Genomic DNA, 25,049 nt, shown 5'->3' on the forward strand with positions numbered 1-25,049 from the left:
TGTTTTATTTGCTAGACGGTAAAATATGTTCGAAAAGCTGTTTTTCCATAAAATCAGCAATGGATGGCTGGGCTTCAACGGTAGGGTGAATACCATCTTGTTGTATCCATTCAGGCTTAGTTATCACGGTTTCCATATAAAACGGCAGTAATGGGATTTGATTACTTTGCGCCAATTTCGGATAGACTTTTTCGAAACTTGTCGTATAACGTTTTCCATAGTTAGGTGGAATGCGAATTTGCATTAAGAGCGGTTTCGCACCGGATTGCACGATTTGCTCGATAATCTGTTGTAAATTAGCTTCGAGCTGCTCAACTGGGAGACCTTGTAAGCCATCATTTGCACCTAATTCGATCAATACCCAGTTAGGTTTGTTTTGTTCGAGTAAAACGGAAAGGCGTTCTAACCCCTGTGCAGAGGTATTCCCACTAATACTACCGTTAACAATAGCAACGGGTGGGGAAAGTTTCTGCCAACGTTCGGCAAGCAAGGAGGCCCAAGCCTGCTCAGCCGGTAAACGGTAGCCTGCACTTAGGCTATCACCTAAGATTAATAGCTTAGTTGACGCAAGTGCGTGCCCACTTGCAGTCAGTAACAGGAGAAATACCAATATATGTCGGCGAATAATATTCTTGAAGTTCATCATCTCATTAAACGTGTTGGTCAAGGTGAACATGAACTGACTATATTGCAAGGTGTTGAGCTAATTGTCGAGTCCGGGCAAACAATTGCTTTAATTGGGGAGTCAGGTTCGGGGAAATCAACCTTGCTAGGGATTATTGCGGGGTTGGATGACGGTTCCAGTGGAACGGTTAATTTATTAGGTCAAGACCTCACTAAAATGGACGAAGAGCAGCGGGCACGCTTACGGGCACAAAGTGTCGGTTTTGTGTTCCAATCCTTTATGTTGATCCCAACCTTAAATGCCATTGAAAATGTACAACTTCCTTCTTTGTTACGTGGCGAATCTGAGTCTGAAAGTTATCAACACGCGGCGAGTTTACTGACGGATTTAGGCTTAAAAGATCGCCTAAAACATATGCCACCACAGTTGTCAGGGGGTGAGCAACAGCGTGTTGCACTTGCTCGTGCCTTTAATGGCCGCCCACAGATTTTATTTGCTGATGAACCAACGGGAAATCTCGATCGCCACACAGGGGATAAAATTGCAGATTTACTGTTTGATATGAATAAACAGCACGGGACGACCCTTATTTTAGTGACTCACGATAACGAGCTGGCTGCGCACTGCCAACGCCGTTTGCGCTTGGTCGATGGGCAGTTGAGGGAAGAAGCATGATTTGGCGTTGGTTTTGGCGTGAATGGAAAACCCCCTCGTTACTGATTGTTTGGCTTGCACTCACCCTTGCTGTTGCTTGTGTACTGGCTTTAGGGCGAATTAGCGATCGCATTGAAAATAGCATGAGTTACCAAAGCCGTGAGCTATTAGCGGGTGACTTAGTTTTACGATCTTCTCATCCAAGCGACCCAGCATGGTTACAAGAGGCCCAAAAAGAGGGTTTAACGTTAAGCCAACAAATATCATTTTCTACTATGGCTTATGCGACAGAAGATGAAGACGCTCGGCCACAACTGGTGTTAGTGAAAGCAGCGGATAAGGCATATCCATTATATGGCGAGCTCATCACAGAACCGGCTGGGTTAATCCCGACAAAAGGGGAGATACTAGTCGCACCACGGTTATTAGAATTATTGAACCTCAATGTAGGGGATAACATTGATATCGGAGATGCGACGCTAAAAGTTTCGGGTAAACTAATTCAAGAGCCTGACAGCGGTTTTAACCCGTTCCAGATTGCCCCAAGAGTATTGATAGCAATTGAAGATGCACCATTAACGGGAGCAATTCAATTAGGTAGCCGGTTAACTTATCGCGACATGTTTGCCGGCGATCGCCAGCTTATTGATGCATTTCAACAAAAATATGAGCAAGATCTGCGAAATGATCAACGTTGGTATACATTAAGCGAAGATAACGGCGCAGTAGGGAAAACGTTTCAACGTGCTCAACAATTTTTATTGTTGTCAGTTTTATTAACCCTGCTGCTAGCCATTGCTGCGGTCGTGGTTTCAATGACGCATTATTGCCGCAGCCGTCATCAACTAATCGCAGTATTAAAAACTCTAGGCGCAGGGCGTAGCGCATTACGTCAGTGGATTATTGGGCAGTGGTTAGTGATTTTAACCGCTGCGGCTTTACTCGGCTCATTATTAGGTTTGGCTTTTGAAGGCATTTTAATGCAAATCTTAGGGGCTATGTTGCCGAAGGAATTGCCGCCTGCGAGTTTGATGCCTTGGGTTTGGGCGATTGGTACATTATTTATTATTGCGATTATTGTTGGCAGCCGTCCCTATTACCAGCTGATGGCAACTCAGCCTTCTAGAGTATTACGTGAAGATGCCAAATCACCCGTTTGGCCGCTATATTACTATCTGCCGATTGTTATTTTAATTGTGGTTGGCGGCTTATTTGTGTTTGCTGGCGTTAACCCTCTGCTGTGGTCAATTTTGGCGGGTATTGTCGTGGTTGCCGTTCTACTTGCGCTGATTGGTTGGGTAGGCTTATGGGGGCTACGCCATATTAAGTTCCGTCAATTAAGCTTGCGTTTATCTGTTAGCCGTCTATTGCGCCAGCCGTTGCAAACCATCACACAAATGAGTGCTTTTTCGTTGTCATTTATGTTATTGGCGCTGCTGATTTTAGTGCGTGGTGATTTGCTTGACCGTTGGCAGCAGCAATTACCCGCAGATAGCCCGAATTATTTCTTGATTAATATGAACCAGTCACAGCTTGAGCCTGTTACCAAGCTATTAGCTGAGTTTGACGTGAAACCCACAGAGTTCAACCCTGTGGTGTTAGCGCGTTTAACCGATATTAATGACCAGTCAGCGATTGAGTGGGCGGATCAACGTGATCCAAATAATAATACGGTACGACGTGAATTGAGCTTAACTTGGCAATCTGATTTAGCGCCAGCCAATGTGGTTGATGAAGGGACATGGCCACCGAAAGCGGGAGAAGTCTCAATTGAACAAACGGTCGTTAAAGAACTCGGGTTGAAATTAGGCGATAAACTTACATTTAACGCAGGGGCTCAGGTCTTTAGTGCAACAGTCAGTAGTATTCGTACGGTTGATTGGGAAAGCCTGCGACCGAACTTCTATTTTATTTTCTCTGAAGAAAGTCTGTCTCAAATGCCGGCTACTTGGCTGAGCAGCTTCCACTATGAAGGTGATGGGCAGCTATTAACGCAACTTAGCCGCCATTATCCAACCATTAATGTGCTCGATACTGGTGCAATTATCACCCAAATTCAGCAAATTCTTCAGCAAGTGAGCCAAGCCTTAGAAGTGATGGTGGTATTGGTTATTTTCTGTGGCTTGTTACTGCTGTTGGCACAAATTCAAGTGGGAATGAGCCAGCGAGAGCGGGAGCTTGTGGTATACCGAACGTTAGGCGCCAGCAAAAAGTTAATGCGTAGAACATTATGGAGCGAATTTGCATTACTTGGCTTAATGGCAGGGCTTGCGGCGGCATTTGGGGCAGAAATTGCATTATGGTTGTTGCAAAGTAAAGTGTTTGACTTCCCTTGGCAGCCAGAATGGCGTATGTGGGTATTATTGCCTTTGTGCGCGGCAATTCTATTGTCTATTTGTGGTAGTTGGTTAGGACTGCGTTTATTAGGGACGGGGAGTCAGCACCGTCGTTTACCTAATAGTTAAATGCTCGTCATACTTCGAGTTGCATGGTCATTGACTGCGCTTAGATAGGTTGATCTACATGCAACTCGAGTTATTTAGAATATGGTGGTATTAGGGAAATACCTTAATACCACTATTTATTGAATATTCTAAAAACAACCTGTTTTTCAGTAAAATAACTGTCTCCAATCCTTCATAAAAGCTTCATTCATCGACGTTATGATTCCGCCATCAATTATTGATAGCCTTAAAATGGAAACATAACAATGCAGAATAACCATTCGATTAAACGTAAACTGGGCTCGTTATCTTTATTGGCTGGTTTAATTTCATTTAGCATCACCGGGTTTGCACAACAAGAAGTGCCAGCAACGTTAGCGGGTCACTCCATTCTTCCTGTTAATTCAACGGTTTCTTCCCCCGAAGGTGCACCTTCAGACATGCAAGTGAGCGGTAAATTTACCACTGGCGTTCGTGTTGATAGTTTGGGGAAAGTGGAAGGTAAATCCGCAGATCGCCCAACAGGAATGCATATTCCAATCAAAGGCCAGCCACGTCAAGGGCACTCGGGTATTAAACGTATGGCGGATGGCACTTACTGGGTTTTAACTGATAATGGATTCGGCAACAAAGCCAATTCTCCTGATTCGATGTTGTATGTCACTCAATATGATATTGATTTTCAATCAGGTAATACAACGCCATTAAAAACGGTTTTCTTCCATGACCCCGATAAAATTATCCCTTTTCATATTACGAATGAGAGCACAAAAGAACGCTATTTAACAGGCAGTGATTTTGACCCTGAAAGTTTTCAATTTGCGGGTGGTGCTCTATGGGTTGGCGATGAGTTCGGCCCTTACCTAATCAAAATGGATTTGGATGGCAAAGTATTAGCTTTATTTGAGACACAAGTAGATGGAAAGAAAGTCGTTTCTCCTGATCACTACCAAATCACAACACCGGGTAAACCCGCAGATAAAGTGAATTTCCAAGTCAACCGTTCAAAAGGTTTTGAGGGTATGGCGTCATCGCCAGACGGTTCTAAGCTCTACCCAATGCTAGAAGGGGCGATTTGGCTTGATGACAAACAAGATTATGAACATGTTGATGGCAAACGCGCAGCACGTATTCTTGAGTTTGATGTGAAAAAACAAAATTGGACAGGCAGAAGCTGGTTGTATGTCTTTGAAGACAATCAGAATGCCATTGGTGACTTTAACTTAATTGATGATACCCACGGCCTAATCATTGAGCGTGATAATGGTGAAGGTACCGCAGATAAAGCCTGCACGGCGGGAAGCAGTAATACTGAAAATTGCTTTAGTAATTTAGCTAAATTCAAGCGTGTTTATCGTATTGAATTTTCAGATAACAATATAGGCAAACCAGTAGATAAGCAGGCTTATATTGATTTAATGAATATCAAAGACCCGAACAATATGGCAAGAAAACCGCTTAATGACGGAGTGTTTACTTTCCCATTCTTCACTATTGAAAACGTGGATGTGGTTGATAGTGAACACATTATTGTTGGTAATGACAATAACTATCCGTTTTCATCTAGCCGTGAGCCAAATAAAGCGGATGATAATGAGTTTATCTTATTAAACGTCCCTGAGTTGTTAAAACCGTAATTGATTTTGCGCCACCATTTAATTTTTTCGGTGGCGCAAATAAGCAGTATGTTTTGATCTAATATCTGGTCTTAAGCTTGTTTTCCCTTTGGTTTTAATTTTCCCGAGCTAATCACTCGGGATTTTTTATTTGTGATTGAGGGCTGGGGGCTTCATCATCAAAGTAAGGAATAAAATAACCACAACGGGAGCCGCGATAACCAAAAAAGCAGGGGTGAAACTTCCTGTGAAATCTTTTATTGCACCCGCAATAAAAGGTGCTAAGCAGGCAACCGTTGAAATTAAATTTACGACAGAGAATAGTTCTAAGTATGGGCCTCGGCCGAAATAATTTGACAGTAAAACACTTGATGCCAAAAAGGTCATGCCGTAGCCAATACCAACGCATAACACAAATAAAATAAGCCAAAGCCATGAGGTGGCAATACTGAGGAAAATGACACCTAATACCATGATAATTAGGCTACCGATTAATAGTTTCTTCGGTTCTAACCATTCGCCTGCGGCTCCACCAATAAACCTTGAGAATGCATTCACAAATGCCATTGTGCTTAATAATGAAACCGCCACTGTCATGCCAAAGCCGCGCTCTTCAATATGGGCGACAGCAAAACTGTTAACGGTGATACCACACCATAAAAACGAGGTATAAGTCGCAGCAATCAAGTAGAACTGCCATGTACGTAGTGCTCTGCCGACCGTCCATACTTCTGCAGTGCGATAAATAGGTTTACTTGCGTCACTAACTTGTTTTTGCATTACCTTTTTTGCGTGCTCTTGCTCTTTTTTACCTTCTCGCAGCATAAAAATCGTGATTAACGTGACAATGCTAAGATAAACGGCACATAGAACCCAATGCATACGCCATGAGCCTAATTGGTTTGATGCGTAAAAGTAAATCCAAGGGCCTGCAACACCCCCCAAGCCCCCGATGGTGAAATATAACCCAAAGGCAAGGGATTGTTTTTCAAATAGCCGCGAAAGTACATAAGTCCCCGGAACCGTGGCGAGTAAGGTGAAACCAATACCAATCAATGCAGTACCTAAAAAATAGGTGCTGATGGCTTGTGTGGAATAAAGGCTATAAAAGCCAGCAACAAAGACACTGGTGCCTAGCAATAAAGTGGCTCGTACACCCACTTTGCGGATTAACAGAGACGGGAGAAAACTCGCTAGCCCGCAAGTTAAACCCAGTAGCGTAAAACCAAAACCAGCCTCACTCCAGCTCCATTTGAGCTCACTAATCATCTCAGGTAAAACCACGCCAAGAGAGGTAAAGGTTGTCGCGGTGGCTAAAAAATAAACCAGCCCTAACAGAATAAGAATGCACCACTGATAAAACGGACTAAAAGTCTGCGAGGACATATTGACTCCAGTAATGCCGCACACCTTAAATCAGGATATTTGTTTTCTGGATGACGGCGAAAATAGCATAATGCCCGAAAATAGTTTCGGGCATCGAATCGGGCTATTTTCCCTATTTATTGATGAGAGTACCAGTCTAATTTTGCATTTGCCCACTCAATGCCACTTTTGTACTCATTTGGCAAAAGTGGGATCAAAGCCGCCAGTGTGGCAGATAATTGGTGGCAGTCACGATGGGAAAGGTTTAAATGACCCACTTTTCGGGCAGGGCGTACCTCTTTTTCATACCAGTGAAGGTGAACGAGGGGTAAGCTCAGCCAGTCTATATTTACATCAGTGCCGATTAAATTGACCATCACGGCAGAGCTATATACCTCTGGAGATGGCATTGGCAGGTTTAAAATAGCACGTAGATGTAACTCAAACTGGCTAATGGATGCGCCATTTTGTGTCCAATGGCCGCTATTATGTACTCGAGGCGCAATTTCGTTAATCAGCAAGTTATTGCCCACGACAAAGCATTCCATTGCCATCACACCGATATAACCAAGTTCATCCATCACTGCGCTGAGCATGGCTTGAGCTTGTTCTTGCTGCGGATTAGTTGACTTAGGGAAGGCCACACTGGTACGCAAAATGCCTTCTTGGTGTAAATTATGGGTGATCGGGTAAAAAACGGATTCCCCCGCTGCATTTCGGGCACCAATGACAGACACTTCCGCGTCAAAAGGGATACCTTGTTCAACGATGCATTCACCATAAATTTCAGCAGGCAGGTCTTTTTCATCACCAGGGCGAACACGCCATTGACCTCGCCCGTCATAGCCACCAGTTCTGCGTTTTACAATGAGAAACTCACCGAGTGTGGCAAACAGCTCAGGCCATTGTTCAGGGGATTCTAATAATGCCCAAGGTGCAGTAGAAAGTTGTAAGCTATCAAATAAGCTTTTTTGTGGAAACCTATCGGCTAAACGTGGAAAAATATCACGGTTAATAAATGCATTATGGCGAGCTAATTCTTTTGTTAGCGGGGTTTCTGGCCAACGTTCAATTTCAGCGGTGATGACGCTTTGCTGATAAGGAACCGCTTCAGGTTCTGCATCAAGCCCTACAGGAAAAACAGCAATGCCTAATGGCTCACCCGCTTGACGCAGCATGCGGCCGAGTTGGCCATTACCAAGCACACAAACGGGTTTCATTATGCTTCCCTCGGGTCTGGGTTGTTTAGCACATCATTGGTTTGGGATTCTCGCCACGCTGAGAGGCGGTTGAAAATAGCAGTATCACTTATTGCTAATACTTGAGCGGCTAAAAGTGCTGCATTTGCGGCACCTGCTTTGCCGATGGCTAGTGTGCCTACAGGGATACCTTTAGGCATTTGCACGATAGAATATAAGCTGTCAACACCACTTAATGCAGCGCTTTGTACAGGAACACCAAAAACAGGGACTAATGTTTTAGCGGCGATCATTCCTGGTAAGTGAGCAGCACCACCAGCACCTGCAATAATCACATCAAACCCATTTTTTTTCGCATTTTCAGCAAAGGAAAATAATTTATCCGGGGTGCGATGTGCAGAGACGATTTCGACGTGAAAAGGGACTTGGAGTTCTGTTAATACATCAGCTGCGTGCTGCATTGTCGTCCAATCACTTTTCGAACCCATAACAATGGCGATTTTTGCCGCAGATTGAGCAGGAACTTGGGCAGTCATTTGGTGCTTTCCTGTATTGAAAAAAACATCACCCTGAGGTGGGAAATTGAATTGTCTCGATCATATCATGGTAAAGCAGCAAGGAAAACGTTTGCGTGATTAATAAGTGAGCAAACAGTTGTGGCGATATATTAAAAATGGTTCGTTAGGCAAAATTACTCGAAAGGAAAGAAAATCAGTTCAATACCTTGCTCGTTTATTACAAAGGCGGAACCTTCATAGTGCCAAGCACCTAATACACCCCGATAATGCAACTTGCCTCCAATATTTACTTCATGAATAGCAGGGCGGTGAGTATGACCATGGATCATCCATTGCGCTTGGTGCCTTTGTAATGCATCAATAACGGCTTGTGAATTGACGTCCATAATCGACTCGGCTTTCATGCTGCTTGCATACTGGCTATTTTGGCGCATTTTTTGCGCGATACGGCGACGCACAAAAAGAGGGAGTAACAAAAACAGCCGTTGAACCCAAGGGGTATGAACTTTTTTACGGTAATTTTGATAGGCAGCATCGTCAATGCATAATGTATCACCATGCAGAATTAAAATGCGCTTGCCGTAAAGTTCGAGCAATGTTTCCTGTGGGAGTATGGTCATGCCACACTGTTTCGCATAGCGTTGACCAATTAAAAAATCCCGATTTCCATGAATGAAATAGCAGGGAATTCCACGGTCAGTGAGTTGTTTGAGTTCGTTGGCAACTTGTTGATGTAGCGGATTGTCATCATCATCGCCCACCCAATAATTAAAAAAATCACCGAGAATATATAGGCTTTCGGCATGGATGGCTTGCTGTTGAATAAAATTAATAAAACCGGCGGTGATCGCCGGTTCATCTTCACTCAAATGCAAATCTGCAATGATGTAAGTGGACATGCGTTCAGGTTTACTCGCTGACAGTCACTTTTTCAATGATGACGTCTTCGCGTGGAACGTCTTGGTGGAACCCGCTGCGGCCAGTTGAAACACCTTTGATTTTGTCAACAACATCCATGCCTTCAACGACTTCAGCAAATACACAGTAGCCCCAGCCATCTGGACGCTCTGAACGGAAGTTCAAGAAGTCGTTGTCAACAACGTTGATAAAGAATTGTGCTGTTGCTGAATGAGGGTCGTTAGTACGAGCCATTGCCAAAGTACCACGGGTATTTTTTAAACCGTTGTTTGCTTCGTTTTTAATAGGCGCTTTAGTGTTTTTTTGTTCCATTCCTGGCTCAAAACCACCGCCTTGGATCATGAAACCATTAATAACACGATGGAAAATGGTATTATTGTAAAAACCTTCACGGCAGTAAGTTAAAAAGTTTTCGACTGTAACGGGTGCTTTATCGTCAAACGTTTTGATAACAATGTCACCGTGATTGGTATGAAATGTAACCATAATAGCTATCCTGAATAATTGTTTTTTGTGCGCTAACTTGCGAAAGCGTTGAGATCAGCACGTTTATATCACAGATAAAACCTGACTTGAAGCGGAAGGAAGCTTAGTCGGCCGTTTATAGCATAATAGATGTGTATTAAACCTAATCAATAAACTGAAAAGGAAGCGGGTAAACCCTTGCATTCTTAAGGTGATCGGGGTTCAATAACATGATATTTTATCGGTAGAAATCGATAATCATTTTTCAAATAAATGGAAAAGTTCAGATGCTACAAATTTTTAATACACTAAGTCGTCAAAAAGAAGAGTTTAAGCCCATCCACGCAGGGAAGATTGGGATGTATGTGTGTGGCATCACTATCTACGACTTGTGTCATATCGGCCACGGCCGTACATTTGTGGCATTTGATGCAATTAGCCGCTATTTACGTTATTTGGGTTACGACTTAAATTATGTACGCAACGTCACCGATATTGACGATAAAATCATCAAACGTGCAGCAGAAAATAATGAAAGCGTCGAAGCGCTAACAACGCGTATGTTGGCTGAAATGCACAAAGATTTCGATGCCTTAAATATTTTACGCCCTGATAGCGAACCACGAGCAACGCGTCATATTGGTGAAATTATTGAATTAACCCAAAGCTTGATAGAGCGTGGTCATGCTTATGTCGCTGCGAATGGCGATGTGATGTTTGAAGTCAAAACCGACCCGAATTATGGTCTGTTATCTCGCCAAGATTTAGAGCAGTTGCAAGCAGGTGCTCGCGTCGAGGTCGCTGATGTAAAACGTAATCCAATGGATTTCGTCTTGTGGAAAATGTCTAAAGAAGGCGAACCAAGTTGGGAATCCCCATGGGGTTTAGGTCGCCCAGGCTGGCACATTGAATGTTCGGCAATGAACAGTAAAACGTTAGGCAACCATTTTGATATTCACGGTGGCGGCTCTGATTTAATGTTCCCACACCATGAAAATGAAATTGCTCAATCTACCTGTGCTCATGATGGCCCTTACGTGAACTACTGGATGCACTCCGGTATGGTCATGGTAGACAGAGAGAAAATGTCTAAATCTCTCAATAACTTCTTTACTATTCGTGACGTACTTGAGTATTACGACGCAGAAACAGTGCGTTATTTTCTGTTATCAGGCCATTACCGCAGCCAATTAAACTACACAGAAGAAAATTTGAAGCAGGCACGTTCAGCACTTGAGCGTATGTACACTGCATTACGTGGTACAGATAAGTCAGCCGTACCTGCTGGTGGTGATGAATTTAAAGCACGTTTCATTGAAGCGATGAATGATGACTTTAATACACCTGAAGCCTATTCGGTATTATTTGATATGGTTCGTGAAGTTAACCGCCTGAAATCAGAAGATATGTCAGCAGCAAATGGTATGGCTGCACAATTGCGTGAGTTAGCAAGCGTACTGGGTTTATTAGAACAAGACCCTGAAGTCTTTTTAAAAGGCGGCGCACAAACTGAAGATGATGCGGAAGTGGCAAAAATCGAGGCATTAATTCAACAACGTCTAGATGCACGTAAGAATAAAGATTGGGCGCAAGCGGATGCGGCTCGTGATGAACTTACTGCCATGGGGATAGTGCTTGAAGATGGTGCATCTGGCACTACGTGGCGTCGCAAATAATACGCGTCATATTTCGCGCTGTGGCGGTGTTGCCATCACTTGGCTACTTGGGTCACATACTTTTGTATGCTCCCCAAGTTATCATTTTGAGTACTGATTGATTTAAAAATAAATTTTCATGTGTTCAAGCGGTTAGATATTGATATCTAACCGTTTTTGTTTTGGGGAGAGATAAAAGCCCCCCAGTTAAGGGGGGAAGTAAGACTACCAACAGGGACTAGGAATGGAACTTAAAGTTGTGTGATTAAGCGATACTCGCCATTTCTTGTTGAGCCTCTTTGGGCGTTGTTTTTTTGACAATGGCATAAAGCACACCTGAAACCACCGTACCAGCCACTATCGCGAATAAATACATCAATACATGATTAATAGCTCCGGGTATTAACAGCACAAATAAACCACCGTGAGGTGCCATTAGCTGAATACCAAAGTACATGGATAGCGCCCCTGTTATTGCGCCACCAATAATGCAAGTAGGAAGAACACGAATCGGGTCTTTGGCGGCAAATGGGATTGCACCTTCTGAAATAAAACATAAACCGAGAACAAAAGAGGCTTTACCTGCTTCGCGTTCAGCAGGTACAAATTTATGTCGTGCTAATAGTGTTGCAACACCCATTGCCAGCGGTGGCACCATCCCCGCTGCCATAATTGCCGCCATTGGTGCATAGGTTTGTGAACTTAATAGACCGACACCAAAGGCATATGCCGCTTTATTGACAGGGCCTCCCATATCCGTACACATCATCGCTCCTAAAATTGCGCCTAAGATCACCGCATTAGTCGTCCCCATGGTATTTAGCCAGTTAGTTAGCCAATCCATTAACCACGCTACAGGGTGACCAATAACATAGATCATGGCTAAACCCGTAAATAAAGTGGAAATGAGTGGCACGATTAAAATTGGTTTTAACGCTTCCATAGTTTGTGGCAATTTTAATCGGGTGCTAATAAAGTGAGCACTATAACCCGCAAGGAAACCGGAAATGATCCCGCCTAAGAAACCGGCGCCTAAAGTGGTTGCAAGTACCCCACCGACTAAACCTGGGGTTAAACCCGTTCTGTCGGCAATGGAATAGGCGATATAACCGGATAACACGGGGACCATTAAGGCAAGGGCAGTTTGCCCGCCAATGAGGCTAAGCGCCCAAGCCAGTGATCCTTCTACATTGGATGCATCTAAGCCAAATGCAAATGAAAGCGCAGTACATAATCCCCCAGCGACAACCATGGGGAGCATATATGATACCCCGGTAAGTAAGTGTTTATATACTCCGCGTTTTTCGTTGGATTGGCTTGATTGTGATGAATTTTTTCCATTTTGTGGTGTGAATATATTCGCTTCTTTTACTGCTCTATCCATTTCTTGTGCTGTTTTCTTCAATGCGGCACTGGTGGAGGTGCGGTACATGGGTTTCCCCGTAAACTTATCCACATTGACTTCGATATCAGCTGCGACAATGACTAAGTCAGCTTGTGCAATTTCTTCTGGCGTAATTTCATTCCCAACCCCGACAGAACCACGGGTTTCAACTTTGATATTCCAGCCGCGTTTTTTTGCTTCAGCTTCAAGTGCTTCTGCAGACATATAGGTGTGCGCAACCCCTGTAGGGCACGCTGTAACGGCTAATACAGAGTACGATTTCGTGTGCTGTGGCTCACTGATGTGTTGCTCACAAAGTGTGGCTTCGTTAATTGTTGATGTTAGGAATTCAGCAGGTTGCCTAACAGCGATATCGGGGTGACCGAAATAGATTTTTTTATCTGCACAATTAAAATTTTCAGGTAACTCGGTATCAAAACAAATCACAATATCTGCATCAGTAAGTTGTTCAGTGAAAGTGATATTTTGTAAGGTAGATACATTCTTTAAAGCATCGATGGCTAGCCAGCAAATAGCAGGGCCTTGCTGGTGGCTTGGAGCGATTAATATTTTCATGTTTTTCATCCTCATTCAGCCGTAAACGGTTGTAAGTCAACCTTTGTCATCATATGTGCAAGTTGCGCTCGGTCAGTGATACCGACATTGGGTTGAGAGACTGCAAGCGCGGAGATAGCGGTAGCTAAGCGTAGTGTGTGCTCACTTGTTTGCCTCATCATTAACCCATAAATTAATCCACCAACCATTGAATCCCCTGCGCCAACGGTACTAATAACGTCACATTCAGGTGGTTTAGCAAACCAAGCGCCTGATGAATTGACCCACATAGCGCCTTTTTCGCCTAAAGAAACTACTACATGCGCAATACCTTGTTGGCGAAGTTGATTCGCGGCATCAACGATATCTTGATGAGTTGGGAGCGGTTTGCCTGCCCAAATTTCAAGTTCACGATGATTAGGTTTTACTAACCAAGGAGAAGCTTTGAGCCCAGCGACAAAGGCTTCGCGGCTACTATCAAAAATGACACACATGCACTGTTCTCTAAGGCGTAACATCCATTGAGTAAAGTCTTTTAAATCAACTCCTTGAGGCAAGCTCCCACTGACGCAAATCATATCAAACTGACCTGCCCAGCTAAGTGAGTCGGTGACGAAACGTTGCCAGTCCGCTTTAGTGACACTGAAGCCTGAGAAGTTAAAATCGGTAACTTCGCCGGTGTGCTCTGTCAGTTTCACATTGATACGGGTGCGGCCTTCAACAACTTGAAAGCGGTTAGCAATTCCTGTTTCGCTGAAAGCTTTTTGGAAACCATCTTGGTTTTCTTTGCCCAAAAAACCACCAACAGTGACATCAATCCCTAAATTTTTAAGTACTTTGGCCACATTTATGCCTTTTCCAGCGGCATGAAGCCCAGCCGTTTTGACTAAATTCACATCACCTCGATGAATATCAGGTAATAGCCCAACCAAATCATAGGCGGGGTTCAAAGTGATAGTGGCGACTCTTCTGCTCATGCGATTTCTTCTCCAAGACCTGAATTAATTGCCTCACCGATGGTAACGATGGCTTTTTGTGCATCTGTGCCTTCTGCGTGAATTCGTAAACGGTGCCCACATTTAGCGCCCAAACTAACAATTTTCATTAAGCTACGGCCATTTACGGGAGTTGCAGTACCATCAAGATTACTGACGGTAATTGTGCTTTCGAATTGCTTAATGGTGGTAACTAACTGGGTGCTAGGGCGCGTATGTAACCCATGTGGATTAAGAATGGTGAAGTCCTGAGTGATTCCAGATGTACTCGTATCCGATGATCCGTTTTCTTCGTGTGAGTTTTCACTGCGCAATAAACCAATTAGGCTGTTAACGTTACCATCATCGGAAATTAGATTTACTTCTTTATTTTTCAATAAGTCATTAATTTTTAGTAAAAAAGACTCTATTTGATAGTTGGCATAAGAAAGGGTGATTAGGGCGTTGACCGGGTTATCTTGAAAGTTAAATGGATTTTTTACGGTCGCTATTGCAATTGCATTCTGAATATTTCCAATAGGGCTATCACTTAACCAAATACCTTGACCTAAATATGAAGGTGTTTGAGTGAGAACTTGGGTAATGAAGTCGGTGCTAACAGCTTGGGCGTTTTGTAGGTTAATAATATTCTGTATTTTTAATGTGTTTATATTATCAACACTGGCATTAACCGTGACCATAGAGTCATCAAGTTTCACCGGTTGAGTTTGGCGTTCACCCATTAGAAGTTGTTTTAAGGCTTCGGGGGTGTTTGCTTTGGCCATTGCATCCGCTGTGTGTTCATCACTGATTATATGGGTTAATTGACGAAGTAATTCGAGATGTTCGTTTGATTGAGCGGCAATGCCAATAACAATATAAGCAGTTTGGTTATCCCCCCAATCAATACCATCAGGGAATTGGAAAACAGCAAAACCTGTTTTCAACACTTGGTCTCGTGTCTCTGTTGTCCCGTGTGGGATAGCGATGCCATTTCCTAAAAAGGTAGGAGCTTGGGTTTCTCGGTTAAGCATCCCTTGCGCATAACCGCTTTTTGCATAGCCAGCATTTTCTAATGCTTTAGCGACTTGTTCTATTGCATTTTTTTTATCAGATGCAGCAGCTGCAAGGTGGATATCACTTATTGGTAAGTTAAACATAATTTCTCCTGATTATTATTTATAGACGGATCAGCCAGAAGACTTGCAAGCGGACCTGATTATTTGTTAATCATGTTATCGTTAACAAGATTAGCTGAATCGTTTAGTCTTGTCTATGCAGTTAAGGTGTGAAATACAAAAAATGAGATCTAAGTTAAATTTTTTAAGGGGTGATTTTCGCATTTTTTATCTGTTTTAAGTTAAAGCTGAAGTGGTTGCTGAAGATTTTTATTTATATAAAACAATAAATTAGATTTTCAATATATTTGATTGCTTAAATGCTTAATACAGTAAAAATGATTTAAAGAAAAAATTCTTCTAGAACTTCAAAATGGCTTTGTCAGTCTTGTAATAAATCAGAATATTTTGAATAAAAGGGAGGGGGAGTGCATTGTTGATTCTAGAAAGGAGGTAAGCTGAAGTTTTTCAGCTTACCTAATTGCATCTATTCTACAACTTTGATTTTTTCGCTGCCCATTGAAACGATTTTACCCGCTACAATTTTACAGCGCTTGCGTGTTTCGACCACGCCATCAACTTCAACTAAGCCATCTGCAATCATGGCTTTTGCCATTGCTCCGCTTTCAGCCCAGCCTTCAATTTTTAGCAAATCACACAGTTCGACGTGTGGGTGGCCATCTAAATTGAATATATCCATGATAACTCCAAAATTACATTAAATATCGTGGTACTCTTCACATGCCTGAAGGGTATTTTGAATTAAAGTTGCAACAGTCATTGGGCCAACACCACCAGGAACTGGGGTTATCCAAGCGGCGTTTTTCGCGGCTTCGTCAAAATCGACATCCCCCGTGACTTTGCCGCTCTCTAAACGATTAATACCGACATCGACCACAATCGCTCCAGGTTTAATCCATTCACCAGGAATAAAATTGGGTTTCCCCACAGCGACGATAACTAAATCAGCATGGCGAACATGGTGTTCTAAATCTTTGGTAAAGCGATGCGTTACTGTTGTGGTGCAACCTGCTAGCAGAAGCTCTAGGCTCATTGGACGACCAACAATGTTGGATGCGCCAATAATGACGGCGTTTAAACCATAAGTATTGATACCGCAACGCTCAAGTAGAGTAACAATCCCTTTGGGAGTACATGGACGAAGGCGTGGTGCACGTTGGCACAAGCGACCAACATTATAGGGATGAAAACCATCAACGTCTTTGTCTGGATGAATGCGCTCAATGACTTTGACGTTATCAATACCAGCAGGTAATGGTAATTGAACTAAAATTCCATCAATTTCAGGATCTTGGTTTAAATCATCAATTAGCTTGAGTAATTCAGCTTCTGTCGTTGTATCTGGTAAATCATAAGAACGTGAAATAAAACCGACTTCTTCACAAGCACGGCGTTTGCTGCCGACATAGATTTGTGAAGCTGGGTTAGCGCCGACTAAAATAACGGCAAGACCGGGAGCACGTTTTCCCTGTTCTAAACGTAATTGTACTTTTTGGGCAACTTCCTGCCTAATTGTCTGCGCAATCGTTTTCCCATCAATAATTTTTGCTAACATCTGTAACTTAATCCATATATGAGACACGGTAATGGCTCTATTTTGTCAGAAGTTAGCGCCCTTGTCAGTTCAAACTATTACATAAAATGAGCATATAGTTATTTTAGTAGCGAAAAGCCATTGACTCAGCGCTCAGCAACCGTATAATTCAACGCCATCAGCCAGATAGGCTGCCCGCATTATCAATGCGCCCTTAGCTCAGTTGGATAGAGCAACGGCCTTCTAAGCCGTAGGTCACAGGTTCGAATCCTGTAGGGCGTACCATTCTCAAGTATTTCAAAGTCTACAACAGTCCATAAAACCCTTATAAAATCAGCATTCGCAACAATCCACAGTATTCTAAGGTCTACTCTCGTCTATTGAAATCTACAACTATGTGGGGGCATAATTGGGGGCATTACCCCGTTCAATGAAAATCGGTGCCCCCAGATGAAGCTAACAGCCAGACAAGTAGACACTTCCAAGCCAAAAGAGAAAGCTTATAAACTTTCTGACGGTGGGGGCATGTATTTAGAGGTTGCTCCGAATGGCTCTAAGTATTGGCGTATGAAATATAGATATGCTGGTAAAGAGAAAAGGCTGGCTTTAGGTGTATATCCTTCAATATCACTCGCACAAGCTAGGGCTAAAAGAGAAGAAGCCAAGCGCATATTAGCGTTAGGTGATGATCCATCGTTGGTAAAGAAAGCCGAAAAGCGAGAAAAAGAGTCTCAGGTCAATAATAGCTTTGAGAAAATCACGCTTGAATGGCATGACTATAAAAAGCCGAATTGGTCGCAAGGTTATGCTGATGACTTATTAGAAGCCTTCCAGAAAGATATCTTCCCTTACATTGGTAAAGCTAGCATTACGGAAATTAAGCCGCTAGATATGCTAGAGGTGCTTAGAAAATTAGAAAAGCGTGGTGTGTTGGATAAGCTAAAGAAGATAAGACAGGCGTGTAACCAAGTATTCCGCTATGCAATTGTGACGGGGCGGGCAGAGTATAACCCTGCATCGGAATTAGCTGGCGCACTATCTACACCAAAAGCAAAACACTTCCCCCATTTAAACGTTAATGAGTTACCTGAGTTTTTACAGGCACTATCTGTATGTAGTGGGAGTAAGATCACTCAGATTGCGACAAAGCTATTAATGATAACAGGTGTTCGTACTATTGAGCTTAGGGCTGCTGAATGGACAGAAATTGATTTTGATAAAGCTATTTGGGAAATCCCAAAAGAGCGTATGAAAATGCGTCGCCCTCATATGGTCCCACTCTCTACGCAGGCGTTAGAGCTATTCAGAGAAATACAAACCTTGACAGGGCGGTTTAAGTATATCTTTCATGGCAGGAATGATGCTTCTAAGCCGATGAGTGAAGCGGCAATAAATCAGGTCATAAAGCGTATTGGCTATGATGGCAGAGCCACAGGCCACGGATTTAGGCATACAATGAGTACCATCCTACACGAACAAGGCTATAACACTGCATGGATTGAGACACAGCTAGCGCACGTTGATAAAAACTCTATTCGCGGAACGTATAATCATGCTCAATATATCGATGGCCGTAGAGAAATGCTTCAATGGTACGCTGATTACATGGGGGCATTAGAGAACGGGGATAATGTTGTCCACGGCAATTTTAAACGTGCTTAACCCACCAGCAACCACATACAGAACCAGACAGTAAAAGGTCTGGTTTTTTTGTGCCTAAAATAGTCATAACTGGACAAATAGACAGTAATTATAGACTGTAGTAGACTTGCATGTACTATAAAGAATAAAGCTATGTCTAGGCTGATCCCCGAAAACTAGTACACCTCTACTAGCTGGCATAGCTCCTACAGAATGAGGGCGTGAGGTGGCTGCATGCATTTACCACGAAGTAAAAAAGAATTTGAAGAACAAATGGAGGAAATAAGACTGAAATTATTAGAAAGTGATTCAGTCTTAAATAAGTTAAGAGAGTTATCATTTGGAATTAAAGATATCGAAAATGTCCTTGATATCAGAAAATATGATGAAATTACTAAGGATTTTCACCCAATTCAATTTTATTTAGCTTTTAAGAAAAGGTTGGATGTTTTTGATATGTTTTTTTCTGTTGAAATGATAAGAGAAGAAACATATGAGGAATACATTAGTGAGTATGTAGTTGACGAAGAAATTGAAGGGGATGCTCCTAGTTCGCGGCTAGCCTATGAAATAGAAAAAAATAATAGGATTAACATTGAATTACATGGTGCCTCAAAATTTTTACATGACTTAATTTATGGTGACGCAATATCAATAAGATCGGAAGATATAAAATATGGCTTTGGTTGGGAGAGTAAGTTACCTATAAGAATATTTGATATGAGTAACGTTGCCTTTATTAACCGTTATTGTGGATTTCTGGGTGGGATGACAAACCCAGAATATAACCAAATTATTTTCAAGGCGATAGAGAAAGATTCCTCTATGGAGGATGTTCATGCGCTTAGTTCGATTCCAAAGGGGTATGGGTGGCCTAATGAGATGTATTCATCAGAGAAAAAGATATGGGCTGAAATAGACCTAAATACCCCTGATGAAATATTAATCGATACATTTAAAAATTGGATATTTGAAGCAAGAAAAGTTTATGGTTCACTTGTTAACGTGGAAGTAGAAGAAAAAATAAAAAGCAGTATTAAAACATCCACTTTAAAAAAATGGTTATCAATGAGGGTTCTTGCGTATTTTGATTTTAAAATTTTATGTTTATTTTTTGATATTGTACCTACATTCAAAAACATTGGAGATGTCATTTTTTTTGATGAGTACAATGTAGACACGACCGAAAAAGCAAGAAAAACATTAGTTCCAATGGCAGAGGAAATACTAACGGACAAATATTTAGATAATTTAATACAGAAAATTACAGCGGAAACTATTTGAAATATTTTCTTACCGGAAAGTTTTATTATGCATTTTATACCGGTAAGAAATTGTTTTTTTCTCATCCCTTTTTAGTAAGTCAGATTAAATAGAAAATCCTTCTGAGATCTACGAGCGTCTACCAAGGCGTATAATTAACTAGATAACAGGAGGCATCATGCCAACAGTAACAACCTTAAAAGAAAACCTCATTCGCTTACCAGAAGTTATGCGTCGTACAGGCTATGGTAAAGCGTGGATTTATCGCCTCATTGAAGCAGGTCAATTCCCTAAATCAGTAAAAATCGGCACTCGTTCTATTGCTTTTGTTGAGTCAGAGGTCGATGAGTGGGTAGCAAATAAGATTGCTGAATCACGTACAGGCGAGGTGGCATAATGGAAAAGAAAAACCACCCGCTACAGGTGGCTTCTCAGGATAACGCGACAGCATCTATTCTATCAAAGAACCCACCCAAAAAACACCGTGCCCGTTTATATATGTTAGGTACTGGCATTAATGGATTTACAGAGAATGAAATATTAATTCATTGTCGCTTATCGTCAGCAAGGAACTACGCCTCGGAGTTAGAGCGCAAGTTGGATATTACACTGGATCGCATTGATGAGCCTAATCCTGATGGTATCGGGTCACACTACCGTTACCGCTTTAAGACGGCTCAGGATGCGCAGAAGGTTATCAATTTAATTAATGAACGCGCTGAACAAGGTAATTACCAGACGCTAGATAAAGTACACGTAAATAATATTTTAAGCCTCTACCCGACAAAATAACGGAATAAGAAAATGAAACTAAAAAATAACAGCTTAAATGCTGGTGGATTCGCTCACCCTAAATTCAGTGAAGAGCCTATTTTAAATATTAACTCAGATGATATTTCCGTTATTCGATTTGAGGGGGTAGAGGTACGGATAGTTAAAATTAATAATGATCCGTGGTTCGTTGCTAAAGATGTTTGTGACGCATTGGAAATATTAAACTCAAGTGATGCTTTAAAATCATTAGACTTGGACGAAAAAAATACTATAGCTTTAAACTATGGTATTCAGGGAAACCCTAACAGACAGGTTATAGCGGAGTCTGGTTTCTATAAACTAATTGCCCGTAGCCGCAAGGCAACCACTAAAGGCACATTCGCACATCGTTTTACTAATTGGGTATTCCGTGACGTTATCCCATCTATTCGTAAAACTGGCGCGTATGGTGTGCCATTCTCAGCGTTAAATGACTTCACTAAGCGTCAGCAACAATACCAAATCACAGCCTCAAAACATGGACGTGACCTGCAATCCTGTAAGCAAAAGAAAGCTGATTTACAGCGTGAAGAACGTGAATTATGGAAGAAGTACCAGCCTGATTTTCTTGATGGAGAAATCCACTAATGACGGCTATTAACTTACAAATGGTTAGTACACCCAAAGCGGTGTATCAAAGTTCAAATATTAATCAATTATCCCCAGAGTTGGGGAATATTGCCTACCAAGTGAATGATTCCCTACTGGCAGGTAAGGGGGTAAGTTTAATTTACTCCCTTAATAATACTGTAGCTTTAAACTACGGTATTACTGGCAATCAATCAGACAAACTTTCGTCTGGTTACTCGGCCAATATTTTGGCTCAGCAATCAGCTAAAACTTTAGCCGATGTATTAGCGAAAATTTATGCCAATCAATCACCCAAATTTACGGGAAATCAATCTGGGGAATATTTCTCAGGTCAATCAGCAAAACATTTTGCCAATCAATTAATCCTAACCACCGTTGGAGGATGGGATAACAGCGAGAACCTAAAACGTGGAGAATTTACACCATTTGCTAAAGGTGATTTTTCTCACCTTTCTAAAGAGGCGAATTATCCTCATTGGCAAGGTTTATCTGGGGGCACTACACAAGGCAGAATTGAGTTTTTGGAGTCCATAAAAAAGGGCAGCCAATCGGCTACCCTTGGAAACGTCGATATTAAATACCGAGCAAGTGAGAATATTAATATTAGCTTACTTCTCTGGTATGGCAAATATCAGTTTTTAGGCTTAACACCTAATCTTTCCAGCTCGTTACGACAGGCTGTCTTAACCCATGAACTAAATGGCTCATTACCAATAACTGAGTCTATTTGTTTGAGCAAATCATCATCAAATCGGATTGTTCTTCTTGTGCTGTTTGCACGGTCGTATGGTTTTTTGTCTTTTTCATCTTGCATTGGTTCGAACCACTATGATAGTTTATATGTATATGGTGCGAACCAGTATAAAGGTAAGTGCTATATAAAAACAATGCCCCGCAGTGGTGGAACACTAACGGGGCATCTAATCACCACCGATAACGAAGCTATCGAGGTAACTATGAGTAAGCATAACACACCCGTCACAGGGCGGACTAGTCTCACCCCTAACCAATCGTACAGATGGTTATTCCTCGCGTTAAACCGTAGCGATTACACCGCTAAACCTTGCCGTATTGTTGTTACAGCATCGAACGAGAACAGTGCAAGACTGATGCTTGTACGTGATTACATGCTGATATTCGCTGGTCGCTTACCTGCTATTGGAGGTAAACATCATGCGTAACCCTCAACCTAATGATTTCTACACTCACAAAAATAATGGCGAAACCGTCAAAGTTCTATCGGTTCAATTCAACCGTGTGACCTTTCAGAGAGACGGCTTTGATAGTCCTGTCATTGTTCCATTAAGCCAGTTCAGCAACGAATACACCTATGCAGGGAGGGCTTAATCATGGCAGATATCAATATTCATCAAGCCGCTGAAAAGGCGCGTCAGATTGAGTTAATTAACCTGCTCATTGAATCACACCCGCACCAGTTACAAGACAGTGAAATATCCACTTTGGCTTCTCTTATGGCGAAGTTATCAGGTGATGTTTGTGTATTTCTTCAAGAGGAAATTGTGGCACAGGAGGTGAAAGCATGAGTATTTCACGCCTATCTGACGCATTGAACAAAATCCAACGCCTAGCAGAAGCCGCTTTGTCTTTATCGAACCAACGTGATGAAGCAGAACTCAAAATTCAGCTAATTGAAATTATCAGCAAGACAGCAGAAGAAGCCGTATCTGAGGGGGAAGCATGAGCAAGCCTATTCCATTAGACAGAGCCGCATACAAAGCGCAGCAAAATAATTCATTGCTTGCCGTTATCTTGGAGCAAGTGAGTAGCGATTGTTCGCGTGAGTTAATCGACCTCGTTTCTATTGCGTATGACTTCAACACAGAAATATGCGAATCCCTCGAGGAGGCGACCAAATGAAAACAGTTAAATTAAAAGTTGGTCACTTATCTACCTTAGAAGAAGTCGAACATATTAACGAAGAACTCCAAGCGTTACTAATCCCACTGTTAACCGCTGTAGAGAATGAAGCTGATACCGATACGCATTTTCTTCTGAGAGCAGTTAACCGCCTTGTGTGTGCTCAGCAGAAAGAAATCACTAGGTTAGCGGAGGTGATGAAATGAGACAGGTCACTATCAATGCCACCAGCTTAAGCCCATTTATGTATCAAGGTAAGCGAGTTGTGACCTTTGCCATGATTGACGAGGTACACCAACGCCCGAAAGGTACAGCAAAGCGCACATTTAACACGCATAAAAAACACTTCATTGATGGGGTAGATTACTTTTTGCTCACTAAGTACGTAATACGTACCGAGTTGCCCGAACTAGAAATAGGCGGAAAAGCAAAAGAGCTAATGCTTATCACTGAATCAGGTTATTTGATGGTTGCCAAGCCATTTACTGATGATTTGTCGTGGCAGGTCCAACGCTCAATGGTTAACAGCTACTTTCGTTTGTCTGAGTTTCCCGAAATTAAACACATTCAAATACCCACGCTGGCGGAACTTGAAGCCATGCCAATTGGTGAGGCTCAGAACTTGATTAGCCGCTTAGAGGCTGACTCTTATCAAGGTCACGGTAGGCGCGGAAGTTATGCCATGAACCTACGTCGCAAGGAGAAGAAAGCACTTAAACCAATGGTAATGGCCATTGAACAAGCCTCACAGCTACACATTCAGGATATGGGGGATTATCGCTCATGAGAACGTTTCAAATCGCAGGATATGGCACAACACCAAAAGGCTTAACGCTAGGTATTAGCAAATGTGTGATATCAGCCACCCAGAAAGACGCTCAATCGCAAGTGATGCGAGAAGCGCAACGAGACGGTTTAACCAGTATTCGAATTAACTATGTGCGTGAGGTGAAGTAATGAATCAGGAACAGAAACGCGAAGTGGAAATGTTACTAGAGCCGCACAAAGCAAAAGTATTAATGCTAATTACTTTACTTTCTACGTGGCTGGAAGCTGAAGAGTGTGGCGAAACCAGAAACATGATCTGGGCGGTGTTGATTGTTGTTTATTCGATTAGGGATGAAATGAACGAAGCGGCAGGGAGCAAATAATGAGCTTATTTATCAAACGTAACGTTGCCAGTTTTGGCTATGGTGCCACAGGTGTATTGGTCGTTTATCGTGAGAATGATCAGCTTAACGAGGTGATTAGTTACGACGATGCGCTTAAATCCCTTGATGCTGGTGATTTTGACACGGATTTGCTCATGGGGTTTGAGCTTGTATTGGCAATCTCAAAAGGTGAACGAGAACGCTTGTTTAACCCAACATTAGAGCAAACGTTGATTTTATGCCGTTGGGTAGTGGCTGCGTCATTTGTTCAAGAGTTAAGAGATCAACATGGCGTTATTGAACTCGACAATGAGCGAGGCGGCAAAGATATTGCCACGCTGTATTACAGCGATAACGGTTCGGGGATATCGGTTTATCCATCGGGCGAACGTGCGTTGTTAACTACGCATATGGAGGACTTTGTTTGTGAGCAATACGGGCAGGAAATGGGGCGGCAGTTAGTTATCAGGGCTTACATGGACTTTATCAATATGCAGCCAGAAGTGGGAAATCGCCTCTCTGAAAAAGGGCGAAAGGGGCTAACTATCTTGCATGATGGCCTTATGAAAATCGCTCGTTCTAGTGAAGTTGGCACTATGCCAGTGTTTCACTGATAGGGGGGATCATGATTAATAATTTAACCCATTTACTGGCGAACAAAGGAGCA

The 25,049-nt window shown here is 42.3% G+C and carries 31 protein-coding genes and 1 tRNA gene; 20 read left to right on the plus strand and 12 right to left on the minus strand.

Going from position 1 to position 25,049, the window contains the following annotated elements; translation table 11 throughout:
* Positions 1–4 precede the first annotated feature (4 nt).
* Entirely contained in the window at positions 5–646 is a 642-nt protein-coding gene (gene tesA / locus M1F17_RS05600) for a multifunctional acyl-CoA thioesterase I/protease I/lysophospholipase L1 (protein WP_094960980.1), read from the minus strand.
* On the opposite strand from tesA, the gene ybbA reads away from it, so the two are divergent.
* The 3 genes from ybbA to M1F17_RS05615 all read left to right on the plus strand — a co-directional run bounded on the left by ybbA (position 614) and on the right by M1F17_RS05615 (position 5,360).
* On the plus strand, positions 614–1,300 hold the full coding sequence (gene ybbA, locus M1F17_RS05605; RefSeq protein ID WP_318837291.1) for a putative ABC transporter ATP-binding protein YbbA: 687 nt from the start codon (positions 614–616) through the stop codon (positions 1,298–1,300). The two genes, tesA and ybbA, sit on opposite strands and share 33 nt — an antisense overlap.
* Positions 1,297–3,744, plus strand: coding sequence for a putative ABC transporter permease subunit YbbP (gene ybbP, locus M1F17_RS05610; RefSeq protein ID WP_164455218.1), 2,448 nt, complete (start codon positions 1,297–1,299; stop codon positions 3,742–3,744). Before ybbA ends, ybbP begins: the two co-directional genes overlap by 4 nt.
* Before the next feature lie 245 nt (positions 3,745–3,989).
* Positions 3,990–5,360 carry an esterase-like activity of phytase family protein gene (locus M1F17_RS05615; protein ID WP_164455221.1) on the plus strand — a complete coding sequence of 457 codons (1,371 nt, stop codon included), beginning with the start codon at positions 3,990–3,992 and terminating at the stop codon, positions 5,358–5,360.
* 126 nt (positions 5,361–5,486) lie between these two features.
* Here the strand turns inward: M1F17_RS05615 and M1F17_RS05620 are convergent, their stop codons facing one another.
* From M1F17_RS05620 to ppiB, 5 genes are all read right to left on the minus strand, one after another.
* A complete protein-coding gene (locus M1F17_RS05620; RefSeq protein ID WP_094960983.1) occupies positions 5,487–6,725 on the minus strand; it encodes a CynX/NimT family MFS transporter in 1,239 nt (412 codons plus the stop codon).
* Positions 6,726–6,841: 116 nt separating this feature from the next.
* Complete coding sequence (gene purK, locus M1F17_RS05625) at positions 6,842–7,924, minus strand: 5-(carboxyamino)imidazole ribonucleotide synthase (protein WP_144140468.1); 1,083 nt, start codon at positions 7,922–7,924, stop codon at positions 6,842–6,844.
* Positions 7,924–8,439 carry a 5-(carboxyamino)imidazole ribonucleotide mutase gene (purE, locus tag M1F17_RS05630; RefSeq protein WP_318837292.1) on the minus strand — a complete coding sequence of 172 codons (516 nt, stop codon included), beginning with the start codon at positions 8,437–8,439 and terminating at the stop codon, positions 7,924–7,926. Before purE ends, purK begins: the two co-directional genes overlap by 1 nt.
* 155 nt (positions 8,440–8,594) lie before the next feature.
* Positions 8,595–9,320: a UDP-2,3-diacylglucosamine diphosphatase gene (lpxH, locus tag M1F17_RS05635; protein WP_164455225.1), complete on the minus strand. Its 726-nt coding sequence runs from the start codon at positions 9,318–9,320 to the stop codon at positions 8,595–8,597.
* Between the two features lie 10 nt (positions 9,321–9,330).
* Complete coding sequence (gene ppiB, locus M1F17_RS05640; RefSeq protein ID WP_004260260.1) at positions 9,331–9,825, minus strand: peptidylprolyl isomerase B; 495 nt, start codon at positions 9,823–9,825, stop codon at positions 9,331–9,333.
* A 266-nt stretch (positions 9,826–10,091) separates the two neighbouring features.
* Between ppiB and cysS the strand changes: the two genes are divergently transcribed.
* The gene (gene cysS / locus M1F17_RS05645; RefSeq protein ID WP_094960986.1) at positions 10,092–11,480 is read left to right on the plus strand and encodes a cysteine--tRNA ligase; all 1,389 of its coding nucleotides are present in this window, start codon (positions 10,092–10,094) and stop codon (positions 11,478–11,480) included.
* 244 nt (positions 11,481–11,724) lie between these two features.
* Here cysS and fruA read toward each other — a convergent pair whose 3' ends face one another.
* The 5 genes from fruA to folD form a co-directional block, all read right to left on the minus strand.
* On the minus strand, positions 11,725–13,419 hold the full coding sequence (fruA, locus tag M1F17_RS05650) for a PTS fructose transporter subunit IIBC (protein ID WP_241098180.1): 1,695 nt from the start codon (positions 13,417–13,419) through the stop codon (positions 11,725–11,727).
* 11 nt (positions 13,420–13,430) lie between these two features.
* Entirely contained in the window at positions 13,431–14,375 is a 945-nt protein-coding gene (gene fruK, locus M1F17_RS05655) for a 1-phosphofructokinase (RefSeq protein ID WP_004260245.1), read from the minus strand.
* Complete coding sequence (gene fruB, locus M1F17_RS05660) at positions 14,372–15,532, minus strand: fused PTS fructose transporter subunit IIA/HPr protein (RefSeq protein ID WP_206277281.1); 1,161 nt, start codon at positions 15,530–15,532, stop codon at positions 14,372–14,374. The genes fruK and fruB overlap by 4 nt, the downstream gene beginning before the upstream one ends.
* 445 nt (positions 15,533–15,977) lie before the next feature.
* Complete coding sequence (gene ybcJ / locus M1F17_RS05665; RefSeq protein WP_094960990.1) at positions 15,978–16,190, minus strand: ribosome-associated protein YbcJ; 213 nt, start codon at positions 16,188–16,190, stop codon at positions 15,978–15,980.
* Positions 16,191–16,208: 18 nt separating this feature from the next.
* A complete protein-coding gene (gene folD / locus M1F17_RS05670; RefSeq protein WP_094960991.1) occupies positions 16,209–17,066 on the minus strand; it encodes a bifunctional methylenetetrahydrofolate dehydrogenase/methenyltetrahydrofolate cyclohydrolase FolD in 858 nt (285 codons plus the stop codon).
* Between the two features lie 187 nt (positions 17,067–17,253).
* On the opposite strand from folD, the gene M1F17_RS05675 reads away from it, so the two are divergent.
* From M1F17_RS05675 to M1F17_RS05700, 6 genes are all read left to right on the plus strand, one after another.
* Positions 17,254–17,330: transfer RNA gene (locus M1F17_RS05675), tRNA-Arg, on the plus strand.
* Positions 17,331–17,495: 165 nt separating this feature from the next.
* Positions 17,496–18,707, plus strand: a complete 1,212-nt coding sequence (locus M1F17_RS05680; RefSeq protein WP_318837293.1) for a tyrosine-type recombinase/integrase — start codon at positions 17,496–17,498, stop codon at positions 18,705–18,707.
* Positions 18,708–18,920: 213 nt separating this feature from the next.
* A complete protein-coding gene (locus M1F17_RS05685; protein WP_318837294.1) occupies positions 18,921–19,970 on the plus strand; it encodes a DUF6387 family protein in 1,050 nt (349 codons plus the stop codon).
* 157 nt (positions 19,971–20,127) lie between these two features.
* A complete protein-coding gene (locus M1F17_RS05690) occupies positions 20,128–20,346 on the plus strand; it encodes a helix-turn-helix transcriptional regulator (RefSeq protein WP_172767332.1) in 219 nt (72 codons plus the stop codon).
* Complete coding sequence (locus M1F17_RS05695; RefSeq protein WP_181488337.1) at positions 20,346–20,741, plus strand: hypothetical protein; 396 nt, start codon at positions 20,346–20,348, stop codon at positions 20,739–20,741. Before M1F17_RS05690 ends, M1F17_RS05695 begins: the two co-directional genes overlap by 1 nt.
* Positions 20,742–20,753: 12 nt before the next feature.
* Entirely contained in the window at positions 20,754–21,350 is a 597-nt protein-coding gene (locus M1F17_RS05700) for a Bro-N domain-containing protein (protein WP_181488336.1), read from the plus strand.
* 634 nt (positions 21,351–21,984) lie between these two features.
* Here the strand turns inward: M1F17_RS05700 and M1F17_RS05705 are convergent.
* Positions 21,985–22,167, minus strand: coding sequence for a YlcI/YnfO family protein (locus M1F17_RS05705; protein WP_071585900.1), 183 nt, complete (start codon positions 22,165–22,167; stop codon positions 21,985–21,987).
* Positions 22,168–22,309: 142 nt separating this feature from the next.
* Here M1F17_RS05705 and M1F17_RS05710 point away from each other — a divergent pair, with 142 nt between their 5' ends.
* The 10 genes from M1F17_RS05710 to M1F17_RS05755 are packed head-to-tail and all read left to right on the plus strand — an operon-like array spanning position 22,310 to position 24,996.
* Positions 22,310–22,534 carry a host cell division inhibitor Icd-like protein gene (locus tag M1F17_RS05710; RefSeq protein WP_105881216.1) on the plus strand — a complete coding sequence of 75 codons (225 nt, stop codon included), beginning with the start codon at positions 22,310–22,312 and terminating at the stop codon, positions 22,532–22,534.
* The gene (locus M1F17_RS05715; protein ID WP_004265088.1) at positions 22,527–22,700 is read left to right on the plus strand and encodes a DUF4222 domain-containing protein; all 174 of its coding nucleotides are present in this window, start codon (positions 22,527–22,529) and stop codon (positions 22,698–22,700) included. The genes M1F17_RS05710 and M1F17_RS05715 overlap by 8 nt, the downstream gene beginning before the upstream one ends.
* Positions 22,701–22,702: 2 nt before the next feature.
* Positions 22,703–22,897: a hypothetical protein gene (locus tag M1F17_RS05720; RefSeq protein WP_318837295.1), complete on the plus strand. Its 195-nt coding sequence runs from the start codon at positions 22,703–22,705 to the stop codon at positions 22,895–22,897.
* Positions 22,894–23,055, plus strand: coding sequence for a hypothetical protein (locus M1F17_RS05725; protein ID WP_004255433.1), 162 nt, complete (start codon positions 22,894–22,896; stop codon positions 23,053–23,055). The genes M1F17_RS05720 and M1F17_RS05725 overlap by 4 nt, the downstream gene beginning before the upstream one ends.
* Positions 23,052–23,231, plus strand: coding sequence for a hypothetical protein (locus M1F17_RS05730; RefSeq protein ID WP_318837296.1), 180 nt, complete (start codon positions 23,052–23,054; stop codon positions 23,229–23,231). The genes M1F17_RS05725 and M1F17_RS05730 overlap by 4 nt, the downstream gene beginning before the upstream one ends.
* Positions 23,228–23,437 carry a hypothetical protein gene (locus M1F17_RS05735; RefSeq protein ID WP_105880952.1) on the plus strand — a complete coding sequence of 70 codons (210 nt, stop codon included), beginning with the start codon at positions 23,228–23,230 and terminating at the stop codon, positions 23,435–23,437. Before M1F17_RS05730 ends, M1F17_RS05735 begins: the two co-directional genes overlap by 4 nt.
* Positions 23,434–24,018, plus strand: a complete 585-nt coding sequence (locus tag M1F17_RS05740; protein WP_181488334.1) for an ORF6N domain-containing protein — start codon at positions 23,434–23,436, stop codon at positions 24,016–24,018. The genes M1F17_RS05735 and M1F17_RS05740 overlap by 4 nt, the downstream gene beginning before the upstream one ends.
* A complete protein-coding gene (locus tag M1F17_RS05745; RefSeq protein ID WP_318837297.1) occupies positions 24,015–24,188 on the plus strand; it encodes a hypothetical protein in 174 nt (57 codons plus the stop codon). The genes M1F17_RS05740 and M1F17_RS05745 overlap by 4 nt, the downstream gene beginning before the upstream one ends.
* Complete coding sequence (locus M1F17_RS05750) at positions 24,188–24,382, plus strand: hypothetical protein (protein ID WP_181488332.1); 195 nt, start codon at positions 24,188–24,190, stop codon at positions 24,380–24,382. Before M1F17_RS05745 ends, M1F17_RS05750 begins: the two co-directional genes overlap by 1 nt.
* A complete protein-coding gene (locus tag M1F17_RS05755; protein ID WP_181488330.1) occupies positions 24,382–24,996 on the plus strand; it encodes a hypothetical protein in 615 nt (204 codons plus the stop codon). The genes M1F17_RS05750 and M1F17_RS05755 overlap by 1 nt, the downstream gene beginning before the upstream one ends.
* Positions 24,997–25,049: the final 53 nt, after the last annotated feature.

Source organism: Providencia sp. PROV073 (genome assembly GCF_033688125.1).
GTDB lineage: Bacteria > Pseudomonadota > Gammaproteobacteria > Enterobacterales > Enterobacteriaceae > Providencia > Providencia hangzhouensis.